Origin of the sequence: Nostocoides australiense Ben110 (genome assembly GCF_001050535.1) — a bacterium.
Classification (GTDB): Bacteria; Actinomycetota; Actinomycetes; order Actinomycetales; family Dermatophilaceae; genus Nostocoides_A; species Nostocoides_A australiense.
On record NZ_HG764815.1, the window covers coordinates 1,699,075 to 1,708,887 of the forward strand.

Consider the following 9,813-nt stretch of genomic DNA (forward strand, 5'->3'; position numbering starts at 1 on the left):
GGGCGGCCCGCTCTGCGGGGGCAGCCTGCTGCGCAGCGGCGGCCGGGGCGTCACCGCCACCCGAGACGGTGCCGCCGATGACGGCCAGGTCGGCGCCGACCGCGACGGTCTCGTCCTCCTGAGCGAGGATCTTGGTCAGTTTGCCGGCGGCCGGGGAGGGGATCTCGGTGTCGACCTTGTCCGTGGAGACCTCCAGCAGCGGCTCGTCGACGGCGACGTCGTCGCCCTCAGCCTTCAGCCAGCGGGTGACGGTGCCCTCGGTGACGGACTCGCCCAACGCCGGCATCGTCACGGTCGTGCCGCCCTCGACGGACCCGCCGCCGGACGGTTCGGCGGGGGCTTGTTGATCGGCAGGGGCTTGTTGTTGCGGAGTCTCTTGCTGCGGTGCTGCCTGGGGCGCGGGCTGCGCTGCGGGCGCTTCCCGAGCGGCCGGCGCTTCCTGGGGAGCAGGGGCTTCTTGGGCCGCCGGCTCCTGCTGGGCAGCGGGTGCCTCCTGGGCGGACCCGCCGCCCTCGGAGGCATCGCCGACCACGGCGAGATCGGCGCCCACAGCGACCGTCTCGTCCTCCTCGGCGAGGATCTCGAGCAGCACCCCGGCGACCGGGGACGGGATCTCGGTGTCGACCTTGTCGGTGGAGACCTCCAGCAGCGGCTCGTCGACCGCGACCTGATCACCGACCGACTTCAGCCAGCGCGTCACGGTGCCTTCGGTGACGGATTCGCCAAGTGCGGGCATGGTCACGCGTTCAGACATGAGTCCTCGATCTCCTTGGGGCTCGATTGAGATGTTGTGCAGACCACACTCTCACGCATTCGGGGCGGATATGCCACCGGCGTTCACGCATGAGCGTGCAGCGGTTTGCCGGCCAACGCGAGATGGGCCTCGCCGAGGGCCTCGTTCTGGGTCGGGTGGGCATGGACGAGCGGCGCGACATCCTCCGGGTGGGCCTGCCAGCCGACGATCAGCTGGGCCTCGCCGATCTGCTCGCCGACGCGCGCCCCGAGCATGTGCACGCCGACGACCGGGCCGTCCTTGGCGCGCACGAGCTTGACGAAGCCCTTGGTCTGCAGGATCTGGCTCTTGCCGTTTCCGGCCAAGTTGTATTCGACGGTCTCGACCTCGCCATACTTCTCGCGCGCCGCCGCCTCCGTCAGACCGACCGACGCCACCTCCGGGTCGCAGTAGGTCACGCGCGGGATGCCGCTCTCGACGATCGGCGCCGGGCCCAGCCCGGCGAGGACCTCGGCGACGAGGATGCCCTGGGCGAAGCCGCGATGCGCCAGCTGGAGGCCGGGGACGAGGTCGCCGACGGCATACACGCCCTCGACCGTGGTGCGGCACCGCTCGTCGACGGGGACGTAGCCGCGATCGGTCTCGACCGCGAGGTTCTCGATGCCGGGCACCGGCGCCGGGCCACGCCCGACGGCCACGAGGAGCAGGTCGGCCTCGACCGGCTCGTCGCCGTCCACCTCGAGTCGTATGCCGTCGCCGGACTCGCTCACGCCGCTCACGCTGGCGCCGAGCCGGGTTGCGATGCCGCGCTGCCGGAAGGCCCGCTGCAGGCCCGCCGAGAGGGCCTCGTCCTCGGCAGCGACCAACCGGGGGAGGGCCTCGACGATGGTCACCTCGGCGCCGAAGGAACGGAGGACCGACGCGAACTCGACCCCGATGACCCCGCCGCCGAGCACGGCCACCCGTCGCGGAACGGCCGTCAGTGCCAGCGCCCCATCGCTGGTGATCACCTTGTCCGACAACGGGATCGACGGGATTGTCTTGGCCACCGACCCGGTGGCGAGCACGAGGTGGCGACCGCGCAGCATACGGTCCCCCACCGCGACCGTGTGGGCGTCGACGACGCGGCCCTCACCCGCGACGACGTCGATGCCGCGTCCCGCGATCAGGCCCGTCAGGCCCTTGAAGAGCCGGTCCACGACGCCTTGGCGGTATGCCGCGACCCGCCCCATGTCGATCCGCGGCTCGCCGAGGTCGACCCCGACCGACGCGCTGTGCCGGGCGGTGTCGGCGATCTCCGCGGCGTGCAGCATCGCCTTCGTCGGGATGCAGCCGGCGTGCAGACAGGTGCCGCCGACCTTGTCCTTTTCGACGAGGGTCACGCGCAGGCCGAGTTGCGCGGCGCGCAGGGCGCACGCATAGCCGCCGCTACCCGCCCCGAGGACCAGGACATCGGCCTCGTCAGGCTCACTCACTTCGCGCCCCAGGAGGCGGCGAGGTCGAGGAGGGTGGCAACGGCATACCCCGTGCCGCCCTTGCCGACGTGGCCGAACGGCGCCTCGGTCTGGAAGGCCGGCCCGGCGATGTCGATGTGCGCCCATGGGATCGCCGTGCCCTCGGCATCCTTGGCGAACTCGCGCAGGAACAGGCCGGCGGTCAGGGCGCCGCCATACATATCGCCCTTGTGCTGCAGGTCGGCGACGCTCGAGTCGAGCTTGGCGCGCAACTCCTCGGGCAGCGGCAGCGGCCACATCGGCTCCCCGGCCCGGGCCGCGCTGGCGAGCACCCGCCGCGAGAGCGGCTCGTCGTTGGCCATCACGCCCGCGACCCGCGTGCCGAGGGCCACCATGCAGGCACCGGTGAGGGTGGCGACGTCGACGACGGCGTCCGCGCCGGACTCGACGGCCAGCGAGATCCCGTCGGCGAGGACCATGCGGCCCTCGGCGTCGGTGTCGATGATCTCGACTGTGGTGCCCGAGCGCATCGTGACGACGTCGCCGGGGCGCTGGGCGTTGCCGCCCGGCATATTCTCGGCGAGGCACAGGTAACCGCTGACGGCCACCGGCAGACCGATCTCGGCGGCCGCCGCAGCACCGGCCATGTCGCACTTCATCGTCAGCATCGAGGCGGCGGGTTTGATGCACACACCGCCGGTGTCGAAGGTGATTCCCTTGCCCACGAACGCGATCCGTCCGGCAGGGCGCTTGGGGGTGTAGTGCAGTTCGACGATCCGTGGCGGTCGGGCCGACCCCTGGCCGACGCCGACGATGCCGCCGCAACCGAGGCTGGCGAGCTTCTTCTCGTCGTGGACGGTGATCTCGACGGGCAGCTTGCGCTCGGCGACCCGGGCGGCGACGGAGTCGGCGAAGGTCTGCGGATAGAGGACGTTGGCGGGGGTGTTCACCAGGTCGCGGGCGTATGCCGTTGCCGCACTGAGCGTTTCGGCGCGCTTGAGGGTCGCCTTGGCGGCGCGGTCCTTGGCGTCGGCGACCTGGATGCGGATCGCCCCGACGTTGCCGGTGGCGGACTTGGTCTTCCGGCCGCCCTTGGCCGACGTCCCCGTCGTCTTGTGCGCCGTGAACGCGTAGGTGCCGAGGTAGGCGCCCTCGGCGGCAGCCGCGAGCAGTGCTTCGGTGCCGGCGGGGACATCGACGATCACGGTGTCGGCCGTGCCGGCGGCACGCAGCGCGGCACCGGTGCCCAGTCGCAGCGTGTCCGCGGTCGGCTTGCCGTCGCCGGACTTGGGTGCGATGCCGGTCAGCACGACTTTGCGGGCGGCCACGCCCGGCACCATCGCCACTGTGTGCACGTCGTCGACCCGGCCGGTCGCGCCGAAGGCGGCGAGGGCGCCCTTGAGATGGGTGGCGGCGGCGCGCGGCAGCCCATGTCCGGGGGCCAGCGTGGCCCCATCGCCGTCGGGTTGGGTGGCAAGTACCAGGGCGTCGGCCTTGTGGGCAGCAACGGGCTGGTCGGTCAAGGTCAGGATGGTCACCAGGGCAATCTACCGGTGGGTATCGCGGTTGGGGGGAAGGGCTTCGGGCGCACCGCGGGTGAGCCGACGCGCTACCTTCGTGCCATGAGCACCGACGGCTTGCTGACCTCGCCCCTGGATGAGCGCCACGTGGCACTCGGCGCCAAGATGGCCGACTTCGGCGGCTGGCTGATGCCGATCGAATATCCCGGCGGCGGCGTCATCGCCGAACACACCGCGGTGCGCGAGCGGGTGGGGATGTTCGACGTCTCGCACCTCGGCAAGGCGCGCGTGAGCGGGCCGGGAGCGGCGGCATATGTCAACGCCTGCCTGACCAACGATCTCAGCCGCATCCAGCCGGGCAAGGCGCAATATACGTTGTGCTGCAACGAATCCGGCGGTGTCGTCGACGACCTGATCGCCTACCTGCGCAGCGACGACGACGTCTTCCTCATCCCCAATGCCGCCAACACGGCCACGGTCGTCGACCTGCTGCAGGCGAGCGCGCCCGTGGGGATCTCGGTCGAGAACCTGCACACGGCATACGGTGTCATCGCCGTCCAGGGCACCCTCTCCGACGAGGTACTCGGCTCCCTCGGCCTGCCCGTCGGGCACGAGTACATGTCCTTCGTCGAAGCCGAGTGGGAGGGGCTGCCGGTCATCGTCTGTCGCACCGGATACACCGGCGAGCGCGGCTACGAACTGGTGCCGATGTGGGAGAACGCCGGGCCGCTGTGGGACACCCTCGCCGTCGCGATCACCGAGCGGGGCGGTATGCCGTGTGGTCTCGGCGCCCGGGACACCCTCCGCACCGAGATGGGATATCCGTTGCACGGCAACGATCTTTCGCTCGACATCACCCCGGTCATGGCCGGGTCCGCGTGGGCGGTCGGCTGGGACAAGCCGGCGTTCTGGGGCAAGGAGGCGCTGACCGAGCAGCGGGCAGCCAAGACCTCGCGGCTGATGCGCGGCCTCCTGGTGGCGGGCCGCGGGATCCCGCGCTCGCACTGCGTCGTCAAGGACGCGTCGGGCGCCGAGGTGGGGGAGGTGACCTCGGGGACCTTCTCGCCGACGCTGAAGCAGGGCATCGCGCTGGCGCAGCTGGAGCGCTCGGTGGCCATGGGCGACACCGTCACGATCGACGTGCGCGGCCGCGGCCTCGAGGCCCAGATCGTCAAGCCGCCATTCGTCGACGTGCAGACCAAGGAAGCATGAACCCGGCGGTCAGCCCGCTCGCCGCGCGACTGCCCACCCCCGCCACTGTCGCCCGCTGGTGGGTGTCGGTCACGGCCTTCGACGCGATCCTCGGTGGCGAGTGGGCGAGCTTCGCGTTCGACCCGGAGTGGGGCGAGAAGGAGCACTGTGCCACGTATCGCAGCGGCAGTGGTGACGACGCCTCGGTGACCTTCACAGCCCGCGGTGCGTTCTTGCGCGGCTTCGACCATGAGTGCGCGTTGTCGCCGTGGGGCCGCGACGGGGTCAGGTCGACGCCCGAATTCTCAAGGGCGTGCCGATGACGCTGCGGCCGCTCGTCAACGAGCCGGCCGTCAGCGCGGGTGGGGTCCCCAACATCACGCTGGCCCTGTGGTGGCCCGCTGGAGCGGACGCCTGGCACTGCGCGCCAGACTTGGATCCCCGCTATGACGGCGGCGTCTGGCTCTTCGACGTGATCGACGGGCAGCCCGAGACCTACGCCGAATGGGCACCCCATATGTACGACGTCGACATCGACGCCGACGCCCTGGCGAAGATCTTCCGGCACGAGGAGCTGCGCGAGGACGACATCCTCGCGCTCAACCCCGACGCCGATGTCGGCGCAGTGCGGCACCGGCTCGACGAGGTCGCCTAACCGGTGCCGTCGGCGTAATCCCCGCCCACGGTCAGGGTCAGGTGGGGTCAGGCGGGCGGGTCGAGGGACATCGGCCCGTAGACGACGTCCTCGAAGTGCACCAGGGTCACCGCCGCCGCGCCGGCGTCGGCGAGTTCGCCCCAGGTCTCCGAGAGCCAGGCCTCGGCGTCGGTCTGCGTGGGGAAGGTAGGGGAGGCCAGGTCGGACATCGGCTGCCCGTCGCGGCCCTGGATGCTCCAGCGGAAGTCGTCCATGGCGCTAGCTCGGGTATTCGCCGCGCTCGACCATCGGCTTGGGCATGCGGAGGCGACGCATCTGCATCATCCGCATACCCGCATACGGGCCGAGGCCCTTGAGGTTCTCGTCCGGGAACTTGGCCCGCAGCTTCTTCTTGATGCCCCGCCAGGCGAAGAAACCGTCGAGAACGGCGATGAGGATCAGCGCATAGACCGCGAGGAAGACATAGGCGGCCCAGGTGGCGCGGAAGAACTGCAGCGCCAGCGTCATGACCATCAGCGGCAGCAGGAACTCGGCGATATTCCAGCGGGCGTCGACGCTGTCGCGCACGAACCGGCGCACCGGACCCTTGTCGCGCGGCGGCAGGTAGCGGTCGTCGCCGGTGACCATGGCCGATCGCATCCGGGTGTTGGACTCCATACGCTTGGCGCGCTCGGCCTTCTTGGCGGCCTTGCGATCGGCGACGACGAGCGGCTGCTTGCGCGCCGCCTCCTGGTCGCGCCGCTTGGGCGTGGGCCGGTTCTTGGCCCCGGGGCGTTCCTCATGGACCGGGGCGGCAGCCTGCGGGGCCTCGGTCTTGTCCTTGCGTCCGAACACCCGGCAAGGATACGGCCCGCGACGAGACGGATAGTGTCGACGCGTGAGCACCGACGTCATCGATCTCGACCAGCTGCGCGCCCGACTTTCCGAGCTGATGCCCGACATCCGCCGCGACCTCGAGGCCCTCACCCGCATCCCGAGCGTCTCGCTCGACGCCTTCGACCAGGCCGAGGTCGAGCGCAGCGCCGAGGCCACCGCGGCGCTCTTCACGGCCGAGGGCTTCGACGCCGAGATCGTGCGCGCCGGCGGGCGGCCCGCCGTCATCGCCCGCAAGGAGGGCCCGGCCGGAGCCCCGACGGTGCTGCTCTATGCCCACCACGACGTCCAGCCTCCCGGCTCCGAGGAGCTATGGGAGAGTTCGCCGTTCGAGCCGACCGAACGCGACGGCCGCCTCTATGGCCGCGGCGCTGCCGACGACAAGGCCGGCATCATGGCGCACCTGGCCGCCGTCCGCGCCCACGGCGACGACCTGCCGGTCACCGTCGTCGTCTTCGTCGAGGGGGAGGAGGAGATCGGGTCCGAGTCGCTGCCGGCGACCCTCGCGGCATATGGCGACCGGTTGCAGGCCGACGCGATCGTCCTCGCCGACTCGACCAACTGGGCGATCGGCGAACCCGCGCTGACCACGACCCTGCGCGGCCTGATCCGCGCCGTCGTCACCGTCTCGACCCTCTCGCACGGGATTCACTCCGGCATGTTCGGCGGCGCGGTGCCCGACGGGCTGACCGCGCTGATCAAGCTGCTGGCCACACTGCATACCGACGACGGCGAGGTGGCCGTCACCGGGCTCGCCGCCGACTCCGCGAGCGAACTGCCGTATGACGAGCCGCGCCTGCGCGCCGAATCCGGGCTGCTCGACGGGGTCGAGCTGATCGGCCGCGGGCCGCTGCTCGAGCGCATCTGGGCCAAACCGTCGCTGACGACGATCGGCATCGACGCCCCGACCGTCGACACCGCGTCCAACACGCTCGTGCCGAGCGCCCGGGCCAAGATCTCGATGCGCATCGCGCCCTCCCAAGAGCCGATGGAGGCCTTCGAGATCCTCAAGGACTTCCTCCTCGACCGTGCCCCGTGGGGTGCGCACGTCGAGGTCGCCCTCGACGACCAGGGCGCCGGCTTCGCCGCCGACGCCACCGGCCCGATGTACGACGCCGCCCGCGCCGCCTTCGCCGACGCGTGGGGTCACCCGCCCGTCGACATCGGCGTCGGCGGCTCCATCCCCTTCGTCGCCGCCTTCGCGGAGCGGTTCCCCGATGCCGCCCTCCTCGTCACCGGTGTCGAGGACCCGGACACACGCGCCCACGGCGCCAACGAGTCGCTGCACCTCGGCGAGTTCGAGAAGGTTTGCCTCGCCGAGGCCGCCCTGCTCGCCCGCATCGCCGCCCTCCCGCGGCCGTAGCCGCTCGGCCCGGTCGAGCGGGCCGCTCCTGGTCGCCAGGGCTCATCGTGGCGCGTGAACTTTTCCGCCCAGTGCCACTTCGTATCGGTTCGCAACGGAAATGTTGCGAGGCGAACCGCAAGGAAGTGGCACTGGGCGGAAAAGTGCCCGACCCCAGCTCACCCGGGCCGGGTCGCTCCTGGTCGCCGGCTCAGTCCTTGTGGGTCTCACCGGGAAGAGCGAGCATGCGGTCGAGGGCGGCCCGGGCATAGCCGGCGACCTCGGGGTCGACGCGGATCGGGTTGACGACCCGGCCCTCGACGAGCGACTCCAGCGCCCACACCAGGTGCGGCAGGTCGATGCGGTTCATCGTCGAGCAATAGCAGACGTTCTTCTCCAAGAACGCGATCCGCTTGCCGGGGAACTGCTTGGCCAGCCGCTGCACCAGGTTCAGTTCGGTGCCGACCACCCACGACGAGCCGTCGGGCGCGGCGGCGATCGTCTTGATGATCTTCTCGGTGGAGCCGACGTAGTCGGCCAGCTCTACGACCTCGTACTGACACTCGGGATGGACGATGACGTTGACGTCCGGGATCTCGCGGCGCGCGGTCTCGACGGCGTCGACACTGAAGCGCCCGTGCACCGAGCAGTGGCCGCGCCACAGGATCATCCGCGCCGCACGCAACTCCTCGACGCTCAGGCCGCCCATCGGCTTGTGCGGGTCGAACACCACACACTCCTCGAGCGATCCTCCGAGCTCACGGACATACGTATTGCGTCCCAGGTGCTGGTCGGGCAGGAAGAGCACCTTTCCCGTGCCGAGGATCTGGCCGTCGCCGCGCTGCTCGAACGCCCACGTCAGCGCCGTCTTGGCGTTGGACGAGGTGCAGATCGTGCCACCGAGGCGACCGGTGAAGGCCTTGATGGCGGCGGAGGAGTTCATATAGGTGACGGGCAGCGTGGCGTCCGCGACCCCCGCGTCCTGCAGGTCCTGCCACGCGTCCTCGACCTGGCTGATCGCCGCCATGTCGGCCATCGAGCAGCCGGCCGCCAGGTCGGGCAGGATCACCGTCTGGTCGGGGCCGGTCAGGATGTCGGCCGACTCGGCCATGAAGTGCACGCCGCAGAAGACGATGTATTCGGCCTCCGGCCGGGCCGCGGCCTCCCGCGCGAGCTTGAAAGAGTCGCCGGTGGTGTCCGCGAACTCGATGATCTCGTCGCGCTGGTAGTGGTGACCGAGGATGAACACCCGGTCCCCGAGCGCCTCCTTCGCCGCCCGCGCGCGCTCCACCAGGGCGGGGTCGGATGCCGGCGGCAGGTCGCCGGGACACTCGACGCCGCGTTCGGTATGGAGGTCGCGGCCCTTCCCGAGGACCAGCAGCGGCAGCGGCGTCGTCGTCATTCGCCGATGGTATGCCGGGTGGCCGCGGAACGGGGTTGGGTCGCCCGAGCCGTGGTGCGCCGAGGGCCATCCCGACGGGGTCGAAATGGCATCTCGACGGGGTGGAATCGACATCTCGACGGGGGTGCGGGGGCGGGGGTCGTGAGTAGGTTGGTCGGATGCACGTCGTCATCGCCCCGGACTGCTTCACCGGCACCCTGACGGCCACGCAGGCCGCGGAGGCGATGGCGGCCGGGTGGGCGCAGACGGCGCCGGGCGATGTGCTGACGCTGGTCCCGCTGTCCGACGGGGGGCCGGGCTTCCTCGACGTCCTCGAGCGCGCGCTGGACGGGGAGATGATCGCGACTATCGTCGGCGACCCGCTCGGGCGCGAGGTGCCGGCGGGAGTGCTCCTCGTGGGCGCGGAGGGGGAGCGGACGGCATACGTCGAATCGGCGCAGGCGGCGGGGCTGCACCTGCTCGCCGCCAGCGAGCGGGACCCGGCGGTGACCACGTCGTATGGCGTGGGTCAGCTCCTCCTCGCCGCCCGCGAGGCGGGGGCCAAGCGTGTCGTCGTCGGGTTGGGCGGCAGCGGGACCAACGACGGCGGGGCGGGCCTGCTCGCCGCCCTCGGTGCCGGTCCGCCCGAGCAGCTGGCCCGCGG

At 71.1% G+C, this 9,813-nt stretch carries 11 protein-coding genes; 5 read left to right on the forward strand and 6 right to left on the reverse strand.

Annotated elements, in window-relative coordinates:
- The 3 genes from BN11_RS23565 to BN11_RS08110 all read right to left on the reverse strand — a co-directional run.
- Positions 1-754, reverse strand: a 754-nt coding sequence (locus tag BN11_RS23565; RefSeq protein WP_327152846.1) for a biotin/lipoyl-containing protein, incomplete at its 3' end; no start/stop codon positions are given.
- 83 nt (positions 755-837) lie between these two features.
- Positions 838-2,208: a dihydrolipoyl dehydrogenase gene (gene lpdA, locus BN11_RS08105; protein WP_048696453.1), complete on the reverse strand. Its 1,371-nt coding sequence runs from the start codon at positions 2,206-2,208 to the stop codon at positions 838-840.
- Complete coding sequence (locus BN11_RS08110; RefSeq protein WP_048696455.1) at positions 2,205-3,725, reverse strand: leucyl aminopeptidase; 1,521 nt, start codon at positions 3,723-3,725, stop codon at positions 2,205-2,207. Before BN11_RS08110 ends, lpdA begins: the two co-directional genes overlap by 4 nt.
- Positions 3,726-3,809: 84 nt before the next feature.
- Here BN11_RS08110 and gcvT point away from each other — a divergent pair, with 84 nt between their 5' ends.
- Genes gcvT through BN11_RS08125 form a run of 3 tightly spaced genes read left to right on the forward strand, consistent with a single transcriptional unit; the run spans position 3,810 to position 5,553 of the window.
- Positions 3,810-4,919, forward strand: a complete 1,110-nt coding sequence (gene gcvT, locus BN11_RS08115; RefSeq protein ID WP_048701062.1) for a glycine cleavage system aminomethyltransferase GcvT — start codon at positions 3,810-3,812, stop codon at positions 4,917-4,919.
- The gene (locus BN11_RS08120; protein WP_048696458.1) at positions 4,916-5,221 is read left to right on the forward strand and encodes a hypothetical protein; all 306 of its coding nucleotides are present in this window, start codon (positions 4,916-4,918) and stop codon (positions 5,219-5,221) included. The genes gcvT and BN11_RS08120 overlap by 4 nt, the downstream gene beginning before the upstream one ends.
- Positions 5,218-5,553: a hypothetical protein gene (locus tag BN11_RS08125; RefSeq protein WP_048696459.1), complete on the forward strand. Its 336-nt coding sequence runs from the start codon at positions 5,218-5,220 to the stop codon at positions 5,551-5,553. Before BN11_RS08120 ends, BN11_RS08125 begins: the two co-directional genes overlap by 4 nt.
- A gap of 47 nt (positions 5,554-5,600) precedes the next feature.
- Here the strand turns inward: BN11_RS08125 and BN11_RS08130 are convergent, their stop codons facing one another.
- Both BN11_RS08130 and BN11_RS08135 read right to left on the reverse strand, forming a co-directional pair.
- Complete coding sequence (locus BN11_RS08130; RefSeq protein ID WP_048696460.1) at positions 5,601-5,807, reverse strand: hypothetical protein; 207 nt, start codon at positions 5,805-5,807, stop codon at positions 5,601-5,603.
- Positions 5,808-5,811: 4 nt separating this feature from the next.
- Positions 5,812-6,387 carry a DUF3043 domain-containing protein gene (locus tag BN11_RS08135; protein WP_048696463.1) on the reverse strand — a complete coding sequence of 192 codons (576 nt, stop codon included), beginning with the start codon at positions 6,385-6,387 and terminating at the stop codon, positions 5,812-5,814.
- Between the two features lie 43 nt (positions 6,388-6,430).
- On the opposite strand from BN11_RS08135, the gene BN11_RS08140 reads away from it, so the two are divergent.
- Positions 6,431-7,789 (forward strand): dipeptidase, encoded by a 1,359-nt coding sequence (locus BN11_RS08140; RefSeq protein ID WP_048696464.1) that lies wholly within the window; start codon positions 6,431-6,433, stop codon positions 7,787-7,789.
- Between the two features lie 190 nt (positions 7,790-7,979).
- Here BN11_RS08140 and nadA read toward each other — a convergent pair whose 3' ends face one another.
- Positions 7,980-9,170, reverse strand: a complete 1,191-nt coding sequence (gene nadA / locus BN11_RS08145; protein WP_048696466.1) for a quinolinate synthase NadA — start codon at positions 9,168-9,170, stop codon at positions 7,980-7,982.
- Between the two features lie 158 nt (positions 9,171-9,328).
- On the opposite strand from nadA, the gene BN11_RS08150 reads away from it, so the two are divergent.
- Positions 9,329-9,813: glycerate kinase (locus BN11_RS08150; protein ID WP_162213190.1), on the forward strand; the 485-nt coding region annotated here is incomplete at its 3' end.

Excerpts from the sequence above, each read along its gene's own strand:
- BN11_RS08125 (WP_048696459.1), top strand. The coding sequence starts at position 5,218 with ATGACGCTGCGGCCGCTCGTCAACGAGCCGGCCGTCAGCGCGGGTGGG.
- BN11_RS08130 (WP_048696460.1), bottom strand. The coding sequence starts at position 5,807 with ATGGACGACTTCCGCTGGAGCATCCAGGGCCGCGACGGGCAGCCGATG.
- nadA (WP_048696466.1), bottom strand. The coding sequence starts at position 9,170 with ATGACGACGACGCCGCTGCCGCTGCTGGTCCTCGGGAAGGGCCGCGAC.
- gcvT (WP_048701062.1), top strand. The coding sequence starts at position 3,810 with ATGAGCACCGACGGCTTGCTGACCTCGCCCCTGGATGAGCGCCACGTG.
- BN11_RS08120 (WP_048696458.1), top strand. The coding sequence starts at position 4,916 with ATGAACCCGGCGGTCAGCCCGCTCGCCGCGCGACTGCCCACCCCCGCC.